Source organism: Nannocystis sp. RBIL2, from assembly GCF_026626745.1.
GTDB lineage: Bacteria > Myxococcota_A > Polyangia > Nannocystales > Nannocystaceae > Nannocystis.
In genome coordinates this window covers 4345161-4361751 of the sequence record NZ_JAPNJW010000002.1, presented here as the reverse complement: position 1 = coordinate 4361751, position 16591 = coordinate 4345161, and the positions used below count along the sequence as shown (strand labels likewise).

At 71.3% G+C, this 16591-nt stretch carries 15 protein-coding genes; 7 read left to right on the top strand and 8 right to left on the bottom strand.

What is annotated here, in order from left to right:
* The first annotated feature begins 291 nt into the window (after positions 1-291).
* A complete protein-coding gene (locus OV090_RS42220) occupies positions 292-1395 on the top strand; it encodes a hypothetical protein (protein WP_267710554.1) in 1104 nt (367 codons plus the stop codon).
* A gap of 6 nt (positions 1396-1401) precedes the next feature.
* Here OV090_RS42220 and OV090_RS42215 read toward each other — a convergent pair whose 3' ends face one another.
* From OV090_RS42215 to OV090_RS42195, 5 genes are all read right to left on the bottom strand, one after another.
* Positions 1402-3075 carry a hypothetical protein gene (locus tag OV090_RS42215; RefSeq protein ID WP_267710553.1) on the bottom strand — a complete coding sequence of 558 codons (1674 nt, stop codon included), beginning with the start codon at positions 3073-3075 and terminating at the stop codon, positions 1402-1404.
* 2 nt (positions 3076-3077) lie between these two features.
* Entirely contained in the window at positions 3078-3899 is an 822-nt protein-coding gene (locus tag OV090_RS42210) for a hypothetical protein (RefSeq protein ID WP_267710552.1), read from the bottom strand.
* A gap of 8 nt (positions 3900-3907) precedes the next feature.
* Positions 3908-6394: a protein kinase gene (locus OV090_RS42205; RefSeq protein WP_267710551.1), complete on the bottom strand. Its 2487-nt coding sequence runs from the start codon at positions 6392-6394 to the stop codon at positions 3908-3910.
* Between the two features lie 344 nt (positions 6395-6738).
* Positions 6739-7599 carry a sigma-70 family RNA polymerase sigma factor gene (locus OV090_RS42200; protein WP_267712128.1) on the bottom strand — a complete coding sequence of 287 codons (861 nt, stop codon included), beginning with the start codon at positions 7597-7599 and terminating at the stop codon, positions 6739-6741.
* A gap of 7 nt (positions 7600-7606) precedes the next feature.
* Entirely contained in the window at positions 7607-8077 is a 471-nt protein-coding gene (locus OV090_RS42195) for a carboxymuconolactone decarboxylase family protein (protein ID WP_276600047.1), read from the bottom strand.
* Between the two features lie 271 nt (positions 8078-8348).
* On the opposite strand from OV090_RS42195, the gene OV090_RS42190 reads away from it, so the two are divergent.
* The 3 genes from OV090_RS42190 (at position 8349) to OV090_RS42180 (ending at position 10598) form a co-directional block, all read left to right on the top strand.
* Entirely contained in the window at positions 8349-8483 is a 135-nt protein-coding gene (locus OV090_RS42190) for a hypothetical protein (protein WP_267710550.1), read from the top strand.
* A 259-nt stretch (positions 8484-8742) separates the two neighbouring features.
* Positions 8743-9939, top strand: coding sequence for an FAD-dependent monooxygenase (locus OV090_RS42185; protein WP_267710549.1), 1197 nt, complete (start codon positions 8743-8745; stop codon positions 9937-9939).
* Between the two features lie 41 nt (positions 9940-9980).
* Positions 9981-10598: a TetR/AcrR family transcriptional regulator gene (locus tag OV090_RS42180; protein WP_267710548.1), complete on the top strand. Its 618-nt coding sequence runs from the start codon at positions 9981-9983 to the stop codon at positions 10596-10598.
* A gap of 314 nt (positions 10599-10912) precedes the next feature.
* Here the strand turns inward: OV090_RS42180 and OV090_RS42175 are convergent, their stop codons facing one another.
* A complete protein-coding gene (locus OV090_RS42175) occupies positions 10913-11812 on the bottom strand; it encodes a LysR family transcriptional regulator (protein WP_267710547.1) in 900 nt (299 codons plus the stop codon).
* Positions 11813-11893: 81 nt separating this feature from the next.
* Here OV090_RS42175 and OV090_RS42170 point away from each other — a divergent pair, with 81 nt between their 5' ends.
* A complete protein-coding gene (locus OV090_RS42170) occupies positions 11894-12526 on the top strand; it encodes a glutathione S-transferase (protein WP_267710546.1) in 633 nt (210 codons plus the stop codon).
* 35 nt (positions 12527-12561) lie between these two features.
* Positions 12562-13524, top strand: coding sequence for a pyridoxamine 5'-phosphate oxidase family protein (locus tag OV090_RS42165; RefSeq protein ID WP_267710545.1), 963 nt, complete (start codon positions 12562-12564; stop codon positions 13522-13524).
* A gap of 160 nt (positions 13525-13684) precedes the next feature.
* Here OV090_RS42165 and OV090_RS42160 read toward each other — a convergent pair whose 3' ends face one another.
* Positions 13685-14401, bottom strand: a complete 717-nt coding sequence (locus OV090_RS42160; RefSeq protein WP_267710544.1) for a hypothetical protein — start codon at positions 14399-14401, stop codon at positions 13685-13687.
* 173 nt (positions 14402-14574) lie between these two features.
* Positions 14575-14856, bottom strand: a complete 282-nt coding sequence (locus tag OV090_RS42155) for a hypothetical protein (RefSeq protein WP_267710543.1) — start codon at positions 14854-14856, stop codon at positions 14575-14577.
* A gap of 470 nt (positions 14857-15326) precedes the next feature.
* On the opposite strand from OV090_RS42155, the gene OV090_RS42150 reads away from it, so the two are divergent.
* Positions 15327-16394, top strand: coding sequence for a DUF4215 domain-containing protein (locus OV090_RS42150; RefSeq protein ID WP_267710542.1), 1068 nt, complete (start codon positions 15327-15329; stop codon positions 16392-16394).
* Positions 16395-16591: the final 197 nt, after the last annotated feature.

Sequence of the window (16591 nt, the reverse complement as noted above, 5' to 3'; positions counted from 1 at the left end):
CTGGCCAGACGGGCCGGGAGGACGTGCTGGCCATCCGACGTGCTTGAGTGCGACCTCGGGCGAACCCAGGCCAGCGTTTTCGCGTGTGGCGCCGGCGCGCTCGGCCCGAGCGAGTCAGCGAGCACGCTCGACGGCCCACGGCGACCCGCGGGCATGCCCTCCGCCAGCGGCGCGGCTCGGGCATCAGCTCACCCATCACCCTCTTGGGAACGACGTGTGAGCGAGATTGCCGGCCATGCGCGCCGATGGCGCAGCTATGCGTGACATCGCGCGCCGCGCTACCCTTTGAGGGTGACCCGTCTCCTCGCCCTCGCCGTTGCCCTCGCGCTCGGCTGCGGCACTGATGGCTCGCCGGCGTTCTCGTCGACGGGCGTCACCTCCGTGGCGCACACGTCGAGCAGCTCGGGCAGCACGACGACGGCGACCTCGACGTCGAGCTCGACCAGCGGGGGTGCCGAGGACAGCACCGCCGCGAGCAGCTCGGGCGCGGCGTCGACGTTCGACATGCAGCTGCCGCCCGACCTCGACGACCCGACGCCTGCGGGCTGCAAAGGCAAGATCGATTTTGTGTTCGCGATCTCGGCGCTGGGAACGATGGCGACCGAGCAGGATCAATTGGTAGCGAGCCTGCCCGGCTTCATCGAGACGATCGCCGGCGACTTCGCCGACTTCGACCCGCACGTCATCTCGATCAACACCGACGGGACGTGGCGCGGCCAGCAGTGCGAGTCGCCGGACTACTGCTTGAACATGGGCACTTGCGGTCAACACGCGCTCGACTACGAGTGCGGCAAGTACGTCGATCAGGTCTGGACGTGCGACAAGACCCTGGGTGCCGGTCTCGTCTTCAACGCAGGCTCCTTCGCGTACAACAAGCCGTGCGTCCTCCACGACGGCAACCGCTACATCACGGCGGAGCAGTCGGAGCCGGTCGAAGCGTTCAAGTGCATCGCGCAGGTGGGCACGTGGGGCGACGATCCGCCGCTCGCCGACTCGCTCGTCGCGGCGCTGTCACCCGAGATCAACGGACCCGAGGGCTGCAACGCCGGCTTTCTCCGACCCGACGCGCTCCTGGTGTTCGTGTTCATCATGGACACCGAGGACGATCATTCGCTGCTGGGCGCGAAGAAGGTCCGCGACGCCGTGGTCGCGGCCAAGGGCGGTGACGAGGACTCGATCGTCGCGCTCGCCCTCCTCCCGCAGTTGCTCGTCGGCGACCCGATCCCGGGCTGCAAGTACAACGAGCCTCCGGGGCCGATGCACCTTCAGGACGTGATCGAGCTGTTCCCATACCACGACGCCGGCGACATGTGCGCCCCCGAATACTCGACGTTCTTCAACGGCGCCGCGGCGAGCCTCGTACACGAGGCGTGCAACAGCTTCATCCCGCAGTGAGGGGGGTTACCGCTGGATGCGTGAGGCCCTGGCCTGTCGTACGCCGCCAATCGTTCGGTCCCCGACCAGGAACACCTGCTCATAGGCGTCGAGGGCGAGCCCGTTCGCGGCCGACGGCTCGGTCCCCGGAAGCCAGTGATCGAAGTTGAGGCCCGGCACCCCGCGGCCGTAGAGGACGCCGCGAAGTCCGTCGCCGTCATGCACGACGCCAGCGGCCAGGACGGCGCCGTGGGCGGTCCATGCGACGCCTGTCCCGTACGCGACCGGCGCTGTCCACCCGCTCGAGTAGTAGATCCGCGCGTTGCTGTCGTCGAACGCCTGGACAGTGATCCGCTGCGTGGTGCCGTCGTCGGTGCTCTCGTTGCCGATGGCGACGACGCCGTCGGGATGTTGCCCTGCGGCGAGGAACATGCTGTGGCGCCAAACGTTCCCCGGCTCGGCGAGAGCCACTGGGCCGAGCGTCACACCGGTGTTCACGTCCATCCGGACGACGAGGCCACGTGTCACCGGCTTGCTGTTGGGGAGCAGGTCGTGGTCGCCCGTGCTCGCGCCAACGACCCACGCGACGTCGTCGACGACGACGACGTCGAAGGCGAGGTCGTCGAACTTGTGTTTCTTGGACTCGTCTTCCGGCGGGTAGTGGTCCCACTGTTTGGCGCTGGCCGTGGCCACGTCCTCCCCGGTCATCCGCCAGTACACGACGTCCATGTCTCCGAAGCCAGATCCGCCGAACCCCACCGCGAAGAAGCCACCGTCGTCGGTCGCGGCGATGCCCCGCACCGTGGGCCCGGGCTCGGTCGGCGCCTCGACGCTGGTCGCGTGGCCTTCGGCGTCGAGCAGGACGATCCGCGGTTGCCACTTCTTGTTCGGGTTGGCGACGTTCATCGCCACCCAGATCCACCCGTCCGACCGTACCGTGACGGCGTCTGCCGAGCCCTCGCGTGTGTCGAGAAAGATCGTCCCCTCGGCCCACATTTCATTGCCGTTGGCCGCGGAGCGCTTGCGGATCGCCGGCTTCATCACGCCCTCGACCTCCACGGCGCCGACCTCGACCAGGTCGCCCTCGGCGGTGACCGCCGCCCGCCGCGTGGTCGAGGCAGGCGGAGCGAGCACCGCCCATGCCTGGCCGCCGGGTGCCGGTGTCGACACGGTGAACAATACCGGCGGCCAGGTGGCGGCGAGCGGACCGTTGGTCGCCGTCACCTCGACCACGTGGTCGCCGTTGTCGACCGCGCCGAAGATCGGCGCGTGACCGAGCCACACGCCGCCGCCCTGGTCCTCGAACAGGTCCAGCTCGACGCCGTCGAGCGTGCCCTGCACGGCGGTCGCGTGCACGGCGGTCACTTTCACCGTGACCGGCCCTGCGAGGTGAACCGAGGCGGGCACGTCGACCGCGAGGATCCGCGGCGGCGTCAGCCCGGCTTCGCCGGCAGTGCTGCTGTCCTCGCCGTCGCTCGCGCCTTCGATGCCCGTCGCCGCGCTCGTCCCTGGGTCGGAGTCGGTCTCTGCGGCGGTGCTGTTTGGGACGGTCGTGTTGTCGGTATCACTGCCGCTGCTGCTACCTGTCCCCGTGGACATATGAGCGTCGTCGTAGGCCATGAAGGCCGCGAAGGTCGGGGCATTCGTGCATGACGCGAGCGCGACAGCCAGGAGAGCGACGGGGGCGGATCGGCGTGCCATGGTCAGAAGGAGTATACGAAGCCGGCGTTGCTGGCACGAAGACGCGTGCGGGGGCCTTGGCGTGGCGGGATGAGTAGCACTGCCAAACTTGTAAGCAAGATTACGCCTCCGGCGATGCCGACGGCCTTCGCGGTGCCGTCGAGACGGCGGTAGCGGTCGTTCGCCTCGTAGGCCGCGGCGCGTTCAGCCGCAGTGACGTCGCGGTCGACGGCCATCGCGGCGGCGGTGATGGCGGCGATCTCATGCTTCGCACGGGCTCGGCCTACCAGCGCGCCGCCCATCCAACTAAGTAGTCCCACTCCGACGGCGCCGAGGACCGCGGCGGCAGCGACTTGACCCCGCGGGCGCCAGGGAGGCGGGCTGTCCTTCGGGCCAGGTCGTGGCGCAGGGAGTTTCTCGACCCTGACGCTCGGAGGGGTTGTCCGCGGTTGCTCTGCGCGCGGGTCGTCGACGGGTGGCGCTGGTGTCGGCGACGCCGGACACGTGATGCCAGCGCGCTCGATCTCCTCGACGTCCCTGGCCTCGATCTCCTCCCAGGACCCGCGCTCGTCCGTGTCGGCGAACGGCCCTTGCGCCAACAGCTCGCGTGCGAGTGCGAGGGCGCGGCAGAGCTGCGCCGGGTCGCCGGTCTGGCCGTGCAGCGCGATCAGGCTGTCGTGGGCGCCATAGACCGCGTCGGGGCGATGGACGTCCGGATCTGCGGCCCGCTCGAGGTAGAGCTCGAGGGCCTTCTCGTAATCCTTGGCGTTGAACGCGGCCTGTGCGGCCGCCTCCGATGGAGGGGACGCGAGCATCGAGAGAGCGAGGACAAGGTGCGTCAGCATGACGACTCCTACGGGGCCTGCTTGGCGAAGAAGGTGTGTTGACGAAGGCCGTTCGGGGCGTGGAGGCGGTATCGCTCGAGCGCTTCTCGGACGCACCGCGCTTGCGGCGAATCGAACTTGACCCCGCGGACCTGCGGTGCTGCGTCGGGCGCCATCGTGACCAGGAGCGGCCGCGGCTGAATCCCGGCCGCATCGAGGCAGCGGCGCGCGCTGGTTTCGGCCTTGAGCATGCGGGCCTCCCAGGTGGCGACAGGAGCAGGCTTGTGCGGTCTTGTGGCTCGAGTCGCAGCGGCGGTCTCCTGCGGTTTCGAGGCCGTCGCGACGGCCGACGCAGGTGGGGTCGGCGAGGCTGGCATCTGCTCGGGGACGGTGATCGGCTGAACGTTCGCGGACGACGGTTCGGCGTCGCGGTGGACGAGGGGCGGGTCCTCCGCTCGGCGCTCCGCCGGGGCCTGCTCTGGGCGGGCTGTGACTTGCGTCGCGACAGGCTCCGGCCGAAGCGACCACCACGCGCCGATCAGACCGAGCGCCATGAGCAGACCGGTCACGAGTCGGCCGTGCTTCCGCGGTGCCCTGTTGGCGGTGAGAACCGCCCCGGCCGCAAGCGGGACAGCGTCGGCGCTCGGCGCGAACTTGTGCAAGAGGGCCATCGTCGCCGCCGCGGGCTGTGCGACCGCTGCAGACGGCGACGCGTCGACCCCTCGCGCAGTCGAGGTTTTCGCGGCGGCGGCTTCCTCCTGCTCCGCCGCGAGCTCGGCCTGCTCGTCCTCCAGCGAGGTCTGCACCGCGGCCAGCGTGGGCCGCGAGTTCGGGCTCGGGCTCAACATCGACAGCAGCAGGCGATCGAGACCCGCCGCGCACCCGGGACACACCTTCCGGGCGGGAGTCGCGGCGCCGCCCTCGGGCGGGAACGGCCGAAGGCCGGTGAGCAGGCGGTACAGCAGCAGCCCGAGCGCGAACACGTCGCTCGCCGCCGTGAACGCCCCGCCGGCGCGCACCTCCGGCGCCGCGTAGTCCATGCGTTGCAACGGCTTCTCGTTCGCCGGTTCCACGCGCTCCTCGGGCGGCGTCGCCCAGCGCTCCGTCACGCGGGCGTAGAACTCCGGCGACACCTGCGCCTGATCGAAGTCGAAGATCCACGCCTGCGGCTGCTCGCCTCGCGCGATCAGGACGTTGCCGACGTGCAGGTCGCGGTAGACGATGCCGGCCGCATGCACGGCCGCGAGGGCGCCGGCGAGCTGACGGCCCACCATGATCACCTCGTCGGGTCGCAGGTGTCTGTCAGGGCGCGTGAAGTCGGACGCGGGCGAGCCGGAGCACAGCTCCGTCACGGCGAAGCGCTGCTCTCGATCACGCGCTGGGCCGCTCACTTCGACGCCGAAGTGGTGGATCAGCGGGATGCTCGGGTGGCGCAGCGCCGACAGGATCTTCGCCGCGCGGCGGAAACGGAGCGTGTCGTCGTCGCTCGGCTTCGCGTCGCGCAGCACCTTGAGCGCGACCTCCCGCGACAGCTCGCGGTCGGAGGCGCGGTAGACGATCGCGCTCGCGCCGACGCCGAGCAACTCGAGGCGATCGTAGCAGCCGCCGAACAGATGCCTGGAGCGGGGCGTCGGCGGGTGCGCGGCCAGAATCGCCTCGAGGCCGCGCCGCAGGTGATCGGCGGACGGAAGGCGGTCGGCCACGTCTGGATCGAGCGCGGCACGAAGCAGCCGCGAGAGATCCTCGGGTGCCTCACTGTCCGGCCGGACCGCCTGGATCGCCCGCACGTCGGTCCTGTCGGGCAAGGTCCGCGTGCAGAGCTGGTACAGCGTGGCGCCGAGCGAGTAGACGTCCAGGCGCGGCTCGGCGGCCTGGAGACCGGCTTCGGGCGGCAGATACGGAGGGGTGCCGATCGTGGGGCCGAGCTGGGTCTTGTGGCGCTCCGGGACCTGCGAGGCGAAGCGCGCGTCCTGGGCCTCGCGGAACGGAGTGCCGACACTGGCGAGCCCGAGATCGATCAACTTGGCGACGGCTCGATCGCCGCCGGCCACGATCATGATGTTGTCGGGCTTCACGTCGCGGTGGATCACGCCGAGGTTGTGCAGCGCGTGCAGGGCGCCCGCGATCTGGGCGCCGAGCTCGACGACCTCACGCCACGGCAGAGGCCCGCGGGCGAGCCGCTGCGACCACGTCTCGCCCTCGAGGTACTCGAGCGCCATGTACGGCTGTGCATCGGCCGTGTGGCCGAACGCGATCGGCCGCACGATGTGTGGGTGCTGGACGTTGCTGAGGACCTCGGCCTCGACCTCGAAGCGCCGCCGCGACTCCGGCCCGGTCCGGTGCAAGATCTTGAGCGCCACGTAACACTTGCGCGTCCGATCTTTGGCCATGAAGACATGGGCCATGCCGCCCTGGGCCAACCGCTCGACGATGCGGTAGCGGTCGTCGATCACCTCGCCGAGGTAGTCTGCGCCGATCTCCTTGTGGACGGGCCACGTGGGAGTTGCCCTCGACATCGGCGTTGGGGAGCTGTCCATCCGGGGTCAGGTTGACACATGCGCCTCACCTACCAGTCAATCTTTACGACCTGAACATACCATCATGTACGTTCGGCCATGTGGACAAATCGCTTGAGCAAGAAAATAGTGCTTTTCGACTGCGGCTGACCCAGGAGACGGCTCCGCTGGCGCGCGCTCGCTGATTCGAGGACTTCTACGAATCGTCCGGCACGGCGGCCAGTGCGGCGGCGACGTGGCGCACGTTGTTTGACGGGCATCGCTCGAGCAAGGAAATAGTCCCGTCGAACGAAACCGGCTGACTCAGGAGACGGCTGCCGCGTGCTCGTTGATTGCGAGGACTTCTACGAATCGTCCGGCTCGGCGGCCAGCGCGGCCGCCACGTGGCGCAGCTTGTCCGGGTTGCGGACGATGTAGATGCCGGCGATTCGTCCGTCTCGCAGCTCGAGCGCGGTGGTCTGGAAGATGCGGCCGCGTTCGATGCTGGCGTAGCCGGGCAGGCCGTCGATCACCAGCGGGCGCAGCAAGAGCGGCGGATCCTTGAACTTGCGGTGCAGGCCGGCGTACAGCCGCAGCACCCGCGCGAGGCCGCGGATCGGGTTGCGGAAGGCCTGCACCCGGCCGCCGCCGTCGGCGTGGATCTCCACGTCTTCGGCCAGCATCGTCTGCAGCGCCTGCAGGTCGCCGTCGCGCGAGGCGACGAAGAAGGCCTGGGCGATGCGGTCGGCCTCGGCTGGCTCGACGCGGAAGCGCGGGCGGGCGGCCTGCACGTGCTTGCGCGCGCGGGCGGCCAGCTGGCGCACCGCGGCGGCGTCACGGTCGAGGGTGCTGGCGACCTCGCCGAGCGCGACGCCGAAGACGTCGTGAAGGAGGAACGCGGCGCGCTCGAGCGGCGACAGGCGCTCGAGCGCCAGCATGAGGGTGAGGGTGAGCTCGTCGCTCTGGTCGGACTCCGGGGCGAGCAACGGCTCGGGCAACCAGTCGCCGACGTAGGTCTCTCGCCGCGCGCGCGCGGACTTCATGCGGTCGAGGCAGAGGCGGGCGACGACCCGGCGCAGATAGGCGGCGGGGGCGTCGACCGGCGCCTCGACCCTGCGCCAGCGCAGCCACGCGTCTTGCACGACGTCCTCGGCCTCGGCGACCGAGCCGAGCATGCGATAGGCGAGGCGCTGCAGCCGTGGCCGCTGCGCCTCGAACTCTGCCATCGCGTCGTCAGCCTGCTGCACTCGGCGGCTCCACCGGATGGGCCGCGCGGAAGCCGACCTGCAGGCGGTTCCACGCGTTGATCGAGCCGATCAGGAGGGTCAGATGGACCTGCTCGGCCTCGCTGAACTGGGCCTTGACGAGCTCGTAGTCGCTGTCGGGCGCGCCGGTGTCGGCGACGCGGGTGAGGGCCTCGGTCCAGGCGAGGGCGGCCCGCTCGCGCGGGGTGTAGAGGGACGACTCGCGCCACGCGTTGAGCATGTAGAGCCGCATCTCGGTCTCGCCGGCCTTGCGGGCGTCGGTGGCGTGCATGTGGATGCAGAAGGCGCAGCCGTTGATCTGCGAGGCGCGCATCCTCACCAGTTCCATCAGGCTGTGCTCGAGGCCGCTCGCCTTGAAGCTCGCCTCGAGCGCCATCATCGCCTTGGTGCCCTCGGGGGCGAGTTTGAACGGGTTATTCTGCAGTCGTGGGGTCGTCATGTTCGTCTCCCGCGTGCTCGCTGCACGCTCACGGGACAAGACGAGGTAGCCGGTGCCGGTTGTGACATGGGCGGAGATTTTTTTCGATGCGGGCCCGCGCCTTGCCAGATGGCCCGCGTCGGCCGGTCGCGCGGCGCACGCTCCGGCGCCGGGCGCCGCGGGCCCATGACGAAGCGCACGGCCTCTCGCGGGCCGGGCGGGCCGCGCAGTCTCGTCTACCAGGGCAGCGTGCCGTCGCCGTCGACGAAGCTGCCACCCACCAGCGTACGTGATGGCGAGCGACCTTGCGGCCCCGCGCCGCGCGGCCCGGCCGCTGTTCGCCGCCGCGGTCGACGGGTCGGTCGACGGCGTGGCGGTGAGTCGCTCGCGCAAGGATTCGTGGTACCGGCCGAAGGCGTGGCGGTGAGTCGAGGGGCGACGATTCACGGTGTCGATCCATGGCGTGGCGGTGAGTCGCTCGCGCAAGGATTCGTGGTACCAGCCGAATCACCGCACCATCGACGGTGCGAATTTGCGCGGCCTGGGCCTCCGACAATGCAGAGGTGGCGATAAGTCACGGTGCCTCGGCGGTCCGCCAGGGCGGCTTGCGGGCGCGCCCTCTTGTTTTCGCGACGTACCGTCGTAAACCGAGAATCGCGGCCTTCTTTGGAGCCTTGGAGAAACGTATGAGCACGCAGCGTTCAGCCCTCGTCGTCGGACTCGGCATCGCCGGCATGGCTTCGGCGATCGGGCTGCGGCAGGCGGGGTGGCGGGTGACTGTGATCGAGCGGGCCGCGCAGCGTCGGCTCGGTGGGTACTTCATCGGGCTGTTCGGCACCGGGCTCAGCGCGGCGCGGCGGCTCGGGGTGATGGACGCGGTCCACACGCGCACGCCGAGGCGGGCGAAGACCTGGGCGGTCACCCGCGGGGGCGACCGCACGCAGACGGGCGGCTTTCTCGATCAGCCGGGCGAGCCGCAGGGCGTGCTGCGCGGCGACGTCGAGGCCGCGTTATTTGAAAACCTGGGCGACGTGGAGGTGCGCTACTCGACCGTGCCGACGGCCATCGAGGACGTCGTCGGGGGCGCGCTCGTCAGCACGCGGGATGCAGCCGGTCACGAGCGGTGCGAGCGGTTCGATCTGGTCGTCGGCGCCGACGGGTTGCGCTCGACCGTCCGACGCCTCGTCTTCGGCCCGCACGAGCGGTTCATGAAGCCGATGCACGCGATGATCTGCGCGTTCCAGCTGCGCGCGCAGGTGCCTTACTTTCCGGTCGACCACGGCCTCATCCTGGCCGAGCCGCGGCGGTCGCTGTGGGTGTTCCCATTCGAAGATTGTGCGCCGACGGCCCTGTTCTCCTATCGCACCCGCGACATCGACGCCCAGTTCCGCGAGCCGGCGCGGGCGGTGTTGCGGCGGACCTACGGGCCCGAGCCGTTCGGGGAGATCTTGGAGCACGTGCTCGACGAGTTCGAGCGCGCCGAGCATTACCTGTTCGATTCGGTGCATCAGGTCAGCATGCGCACCTGGTGCTCCGGTCGCACCGTGCTGGTCGGCGACGCGGCGTGCTGCATGACGCTGTACTCGGGGATGGGCGCGTCGGTGGGGCTGGCGACCGGCTCGCTGCTCGGGCGGCTGCTGGCGCGCCACGAGGGCGACGTCGAGGCGGGGCTGCGCCAGTGGGAGGCGCGGCTGATGCCGTTCACGCGTCAGCACCAGCGGGCGGCGCGGTTCAAGTCGCAGGTGTTCACGCCGAGCGGGCCCGTCGCCCACGTGCTGATGAAGGGCCTGCGCCTGCTGGGCGGCACGCGGCGGCAGAGCGACGTGCCGAGCCCGGTCGAGCAGTACTTCGTGCGCCCGATGAACGTCGATTTCGCCGAGTAGGCGGTTGCGGGGGGCGGGCTTTTGTCCGATCAAGGGTCTCGATGCCGAGGATCGCCGCGCCCACCATCGCCGCGCACCGGGAGGCCACCTGGCAGCGCCTGCGCGAGGGGTTCATCCGCGCCGTCCACGAGGAGGGCTACGGGGCGCTGACCCTCGCCGCGATCGCGCGCCACGCCGGCATCGCCCGCAACACGATCTACAACTACGCGCCGACCAAGGACGCGCTGCTCGTCGCAGTGGTGAAGGCCGAGGCCGCGCCGATCGTGAGCGCTCTGGTGGAAGCGTGCGCGGCGGTCGAGGACCCCGAGGACCGGCTGGCGCTGCTGGTCCGCCGGCAGCTCGCGGCGCTGGCCCCGGGGGTGTCGGGGATCTCGATCGTCAACGCGCTCGAGGGCCTGCTGCCCGAGGACGTGAGTATGTCGCTCGCGGCCTGCTTCGCGCCGGTGTTCGAGATCGTCGCCGGCATCGTCCAGCAGGGCACCGCGGCGGGGCTGTTCCGCCCGGTGGCCGACGTGCAGCGCCTGGTCGAGCGGATGGTCGGGGTCGTGCACGCGGGCCGGCGGGCGGTGGCCTCGGGCGCGCCGGTCGAGGTGGTCGCGGCCGAGACCGCGGAGTTCCTGCTCGGGGGGCTGCGCGGGCGGGCGGACCGTCAATCGTGAGTTGCGCCGTTCGCCGCCGGTGCGGTGCAGGGAGGAATATCAGCAGATGTCCTTGAGGACAGGCGACGGCGCAGCGGCAGGCGGACGGTGAGGAGCGGGTTCCATTTTGCCAGGAACGAGTACGGCTGTGGTCGCGGCCGCGGGGTCATTCGGCGCGTCGGGGCGGCGCGAGGTCGGCACGAGCATCGGATGTCCCCGAGGACAGGCGCCGGTACAGCGGCAGGCAGACGGCGAGGAGTCCGGCCGGCCGCAGCCGTGGGGTCATTTGGATGAGTCGATGCGGCGCGAGGTCGTGACGAGAGCGCCGCGGTGGTTCACAGCGCGACGAAGCTCCAGTCACATGTTCTTAAAACCAGGTCGACGAAGGCGCGGACCTTGGCCGGGACCAGGCGGGCGCTCGGGTAGACCAGGTGGATCGGCTGCGGCGGCGGCTCGAACTCGGCCAGGACGACCGCGAGCCGGCCGGCGCGCACGGCCTCGGCGACCTGGTAGGCGAGCGCGAGCGTGAGGCCGCCGCCGCGCTCGGCGTGGGCGATCGTCGCGTCGGTGCTGTTGGTGGCCAGGACCGGGCGCAGGGCGACGGGGTGCGGGCGGCCGGCGACGACGAAGCGCCACGCGGGGGTGGGGTCGAGGCCGGTGAAGTGGACGATGGCGTGGTCGGCGAGCTCGTCCGGGTGGCGCGGCGCTGGCCGGCGGGCGAGGTAGGCGGGCGCGCCGACGACGACGCGGCGGGTGGCGCCGACGCGGCGCGCGTGCAGGCTCGAGTCGGTGAGTGCGCCGATCCGGACGGCCACGTCGATGCCGTCCTCGACGAGGTTGACGTTGCGGTCGGAGAGGGTGAGCTCGGCGACGACGCCGGGGTGGCGCGCGAGGTAGTCCGACAGCACCGGGGCGACCGCGAGGCGGCCGAACAGGACCGAGGCCGCGACCACAAGGCGGCCGGTCGGCGCGCCTTGTTCGGCCTGGACCGCGGCCTCGGCCTCGTCGAGGTCGCTCAAGATCTGCCGCGCCCGCTCGAGGTAGCGCGCGCCGGCGTCGGTGAGGCTGACGGAGCGAGTGGTGCGCTGCAGCAGGCGGGTCGTCAGCCGCTCCTCGAGCGCGGCCACCAGGCGCGTGACCGCCGAGGGCGAGATGCCGAGCTTGCGCGCCGCGGGGGCGAAACCGCGCAGGTCGGCGACCGCGACGAAGGCGGCCATGGCGTCGAGCCGGTCCACGGCGATTATTGCAGCACGTGCAATGGTGAAGTGTCAATCCGCAGGATTGTTGCGGCCGGCGGGGCGCCGCATCCTCGGGCCATGCCTCGAGGCCGCACCATCAAGCTCTACCGTCACCCGCTGTCCGGGCACGCGCACCGGGTCCAGCTGTTCCTGTCGCTGCTCGGCCTGCCGGCCGAGCTCATCGACGTCGACCTGCTGGCCGGGGCGCAGCGGCGGCCGGAGTTCCTCGCGCTCAATCAGTTCGGCCAGGTGCCGGTGCTCGACGACGACGGGACGGTCGTCGCCGACTCGACCGCGATCCTGGTCTACCTGGCGCGCAAGGACGGCGGCGAGGCGTGGCTGCCGACCGACCCGGTGGGGGCGGCGGCGGTGCAGCGCTGGCTGTCGGTCGCGTCCGGGCCGCTCGCGTTCGGGCCGGGGGCGGCGCGGCTGATCACGCTGCTCGGCGCGAAGTTCGACGCCGAGGAGGTGATCGGCCGCGCCCACGCGCTGCTGCGGGTGATGGACGCGGAGCTGCGCGGGCGCGAGTTCCTCGCCGGCGACCGGGTGACGATCGCCGACGTCGCCTGCTGCACGTACGTGGCCCACGCGCCCGAGGGCGACGTGTCACTGGCAGAGTACGGGGCGGTGCGCGCGTGGCTGGCCCGCGTCGCGGCGCTGCCGGGGTTCGTGCCGATGCAGGCGAGCGCGATCGGCCTGGCGCGCGAATGACGACAAACGGGTGCGGACAAACGAGGGAGGCGATCATGTCGACGATTCATCGCAGTCCGTGGCACGCGGGCGAGGTGCAGCTGCAGGCCCGGCACGGGGTCGCGGAGCGCATGGCCGAGGTCGGCGCGCGGGTGATCCGGGACCACATGCCGGACCAGCACCGGACGTTTTATGCGCAGCTGCCGTTCCTCGTGCTCGGGGCGGTCGACGACGCCGGGGACCCGTGGGCGACTCTGGTGGAGGGCGAGCCAGGGTTCGTGCATTCGCCCGATCCGCGGACGCTGCGGGTCGACGCGCTGCCGGACCCGGACGATCCCGCGAGCGCGGGGCTCACCGTCGGGGCGGCTCTCGGGTGCCTCGGGATCGAGCTGCCCACGCGCCGGCGCAACCGCGTCAACGGCCGGGTGCGGGGGCGCGACGACGCAGGTTTCACTGTGGCGGCCGAGTGGTCGTTCGGCAATTGCCCGCAGTACATCCAGACGCGCACGCCGGTGGAGGTCGTCCGCGAGGCGGCGCCCGCCGAGCGCATGACAGGCCTCGACGAGGCGGCGCGCCTGGCGATCACGACAGCTGATACGTTCTTCGTCGCCAGCTACGTCGACGAGGACGGCGACCCGGCCCGCCGCGGGGTCGACGTGTCGCACCGCGGCGGCCGCCCGGGCTTCGTGCGCGTCGACGGCGAGGTGCTGACGATCCCCGACTTCGCCGGCAACCTGTTTTTCAACACTCTGGGCAACCTGCTGGTCAATCCGCGCGCGGGGCTGGTGTTCGTCGACTTCGCGCGCGGCCACTTGCTGCAGATCTCCGGGCCGACCGAGCTGGTGCTGGCGGGCGAGGAGCTCGCGCAGGTCGCGGGCGCGGAGCGGTTGTGGCGGGTGCGGGCGCAGCAGGTGGTGCGGCGGCGCGGGGCGCTGGCTTCGCGCTGGCGCTTCGAGCAATTCTCGCCGCGGTCGCTGGCGACCGGGGCGTGGGGGCGGGACAATGTGGGCACCCCGTGAATGTCCATAAGGTGCATTCGCGCGCGACGCGCGGTGATTCCGGGCTTATGATCGACATGTCCCTGGGGACAGGAACTTACGACCTGTCCCGAGAGACATCTGGTACCGGCGCGAGGGCTCGAGCTCTGCCGGGGGCGGGTTCACTCGAGCCGTCGGGCGGTCACGCGGGGAAGGCCTCGGCGACGCTGGCGGCGATCCGCGCGTGGGCCTCGTCGCGCAGCGGCTCGCCGTGGGCGCTGATCAGGTGGCGGAACGGCAGCGCGAGCAGGCGCGCGAAGTCGTCGGGGCTCGGCGCGCAGGCGTGGCGCCACGTCGACGGGATGTTGGCGGGGCGGATGAGGCCCTGGTCGGCGAACAGCTCGCCGCATTGCGGCGAGAAGAAGCGGTCGACTTCGGTCCAGTTCTGGATCGCGTCGCAGGTGACGAGGATGCCGCCCTCGCGGGCGAGCAGGACGGCGGCCTCGGGGAAGCGGGCGGAGGTGAACTCGAACACCCGGCCGTCGGCCAGGGGGAAGGGCCCGTCCGGCGTGAGCGCCCGCGCGGTGGCTCGGCCGTCGGCGTGGGTGGCGGCCGGCAAGGCCCACAGGGTGGCGCCGTAACGGTCGCAGTAGAACGGGTCGTCGCGGCCGTGGAAGGCCCCGAGGCGGACGACGTGCCGGACCTGGCCGAGGGCGTCGAGCGCCGCCAGGCCGTCGTCGTCGAGGCGCACGGTGTTGAGCAGGGTCAGGGCGTCGCCCTCGCGGACGACGGTCATGGTCCGGCTGGTCTGGATGTCGACGCCGGCATGATGGGTCCGGTTGGTGCCGACGACGTAGAAGACCTCAGGAAAGGCGAGCTGTAGCGCCCCGTGGGGCCATACCGGGCTGTACTCGAACATTTTTAAAAGAACACCTCGCGGCAGAGCCTGCCGTCCCGGCCGCGGATCGTCAATCGGCGGATCGCCGCGCAGCAATTTCGCCGGGGAATGGGCGTGGCCGTCGGCGGGCCGGGGTCGTTGATTGCGTAGCGAGCTCGTGGCGTGGGTGAGAGCGCCGCGAGAAGAGCGAGGCGTCACTTCGAGTCGCCCGCCGGCGGGAAGGCGAGAGCCAGCCGGGCCCACGCGCCCGCTCGCAGGCAGGCGAGAACGACCGTCGCGGCCTCTCCGGCGTCCGTCCGGGCGATCGCTACGGGGATATCCTGAAGGACAGGTTCGGCGGTGATCGCTGCGGAGAAATTAGAAAATGTTTCTCGGGACATGTTATGGGAGCCATGCTCGTCGCCGGCGAGCGAGACCCACAGCAGCTCGGCTGCGCTGGCCTCGATCGCGCGGGCGACCGCGGGGACGTCGGGCACGGCGATCGAGCCGTCGGGCAGGCCGGGCGGCGCCGGACCGATGACGGCGACCCGCGGCTGGGCCGCACGAGGAGGTCGTCCGCCTCGGACGCGCGCCCCGAGGTCGAGGCGGCGTGCGCTCGTCGTGAGCGCGAGCTCGTCTTGCCGCGTCGGGTCGACGTGTCGATGCAGCCGGGTCGAAGTGGCGCACCGGCGTAGGCGCGACGCCTGCACGAGCGAGGGCGTGGGCGATCGCTTCGGGAGCGCGTCGAGGTGGACGCGACATTCGCCCCCATGACCGCGAAGAAAGCCGACACGCGAGTCGGCGATGTGCCGCGTGCTCGGGGTTTTGTGGCCGCGCCTCCGGGGATGCCTGGCCTGCGCTGGACCCCTGGGCGGGCGGGGGCGCTCGCGGGCATGCGTCGCGCTCGCGGCGCGGTGGCGTTCGCGGCTTGGCGGACCGCGGGCTCGTTGGCACTCTCGGGCTCCGCATGCGCACGCTGGTCCTCTCTCTCTGCCTCGCCGCGACGGCCTGCGGCACCGACCCCGGGGTCGCGACGGACGAGCCCGCCGGGACCGGCGTCGGGCCCACGAGCGAGGCCGGCGAGACCGGCGAGCCCGCGACCACGGTCGCGTCCGCGACGATGAGCGACTCGCCGGGCGGGTCGACGGGCCAGCCGCCCGAGGGCTGCGGCGACGGCGTGACCGAGTCGCCGGAGGAGTGCGACTTCGGCGATCTCAACGCCGACGACGGCCCCTGCACGCTCTCGTGTACGTTCGCGCGCTGCGGCGACGGGCTGGTGTACGCCGGCGTCGAGGTGTGCGACGACGGCAACCTCATCGAGTCCGACGACTGCCCCAACGACTGCGTCCCGGGCGGCTGCGGCAACGGCTTCGTCGAGCCCGGCGAGGCCTGCGACGACGGTAACGACAGTCAGGAGGACGCCTGCCTCGGCATCTGCGAGGAGGCCCGCTGCGGCGACGGCTTCGTGCACGCGGGCGTCGAGGAGTGCGACGACGGCGACGACGACGACAACGACCAATGCACGACGACCTGCGTGGCGCCGACGTGCTCGGACGGGGTCGCCAACGGCTACGAGCCGGACGTCGACTGCGGCGGGCCGTACTGCGGCAAGTGCTCGCTCGGCGAGGGGTGCTTCAACAATGGCGACTGCGACCAGGCGGTGTGCAAGCAGCAGGAGTGCGTGCCGCCGATGCCGCTGATGCCGCCCGACTGCGCGCCGGCGCAGGTCAGCGCGGGGCAGGCGTGGCAGGCAGTGGTCGGCGCGTGCAACTGCCACGGCAAGGGCGTCGGCACGGCGCTGATCTTCAAGGACGGGCCCAGCTTCCGCGACAGCATGGTCGGCGTGCCGTCGACGATGGCGACGATCGACATCGTCACCGCCGGCGACGTCGATCGCAGCTATCTGCTGTTCAAGCTGCTCAATCAGCAGACCAATGTAGTGGGCGGCGGCGGCAACCCGATGCCGATCGGCAAGGTGCTCACCGAGGGGCAGCTCTGCACGGTGATCGAGTGGGTCCGCAGCGGGGCGAATTGACCGGGCGGGGCCGCGCCGAGGCGCGAGCGCGACGGCATCGCGCATGGACGGGTGGCCCGGCTCGCTGAGCCGGTGTCCGACGAATCAGGGTACATGCCGGCGAGCAGCGGCGGCTGCTGACGCGGGCGAGCTGCGGGGCGCGACCGCGCGGTAAACAACGGGCGAATCGAGCGTCGCGTCCCCGGTCCGCCGGTGGT

Coding starts and splice junctions, on each gene's coding strand:
- OV090_RS42215 (WP_267710553.1), bottom strand. CDS start 3,075: ATGGCACGCCGATCCGCCCCCGTCGCTCTCCTGGCTGTCGCGCTCGCG.
- OV090_RS42210 (WP_267710552.1), bottom strand. CDS start 3,899: ATGCTGACGCACCTTGTCCTCGCTCTCTCGATGCTCGCGTCCCCTCCA.
- OV090_RS42205 (WP_267710551.1), bottom strand. CDS start 6,394: ATGTCGAGGGCAACTCCCACGTGGCCCGTCCACAAGGAGATCGGCGCA.
- OV090_RS42200 (WP_267712128.1), bottom strand. CDS start 7,599: ATGGCAGAGTTCGAGGCGCAGCGGCCACGGCTGCAGCGCCTCGCCTAT.
- OV090_RS42195 (WP_276600047.1), bottom strand. CDS start 8,077: ATGACGACCCCACGACTGCAGAATAACCCGTTCAAACTCGCCCCCGAG.
- OV090_RS42190 (WP_267710550.1), top strand. CDS start 8,349: ATGGCGAGCGACCTTGCGGCCCCGCGCCGCGCGGCCCGGCCGCTGTTC.
- OV090_RS42185 (WP_267710549.1), top strand. CDS start 8,743: ATGAGCACGCAGCGTTCAGCCCTCGTCGTCGGACTCGGCATCGCCGGC.
- OV090_RS42180 (WP_267710548.1), top strand. CDS start 9,981: ATGCCGAGGATCGCCGCGCCCACCATCGCCGCGCACCGGGAGGCCACC.
- OV090_RS42170 (WP_267710546.1), top strand. CDS start 11,894: ATGCCTCGAGGCCGCACCATCAAGCTCTACCGTCACCCGCTGTCCGGG.
- OV090_RS42165 (WP_267710545.1), top strand. CDS start 12,562: ATGTCGACGATTCATCGCAGTCCGTGGCACGCGGGCGAGGTGCAGCTG.
- OV090_RS42160 (WP_267710544.1), bottom strand. CDS start 14,401: ATGTTCGAGTACAGCCCGGTATGGCCCCACGGGGCGCTACAGCTCGCC.
- OV090_RS42150 (WP_267710542.1), top strand. CDS start 15,327: ATGCGCACGCTGGTCCTCTCTCTCTGCCTCGCCGCGACGGCCTGCGGC.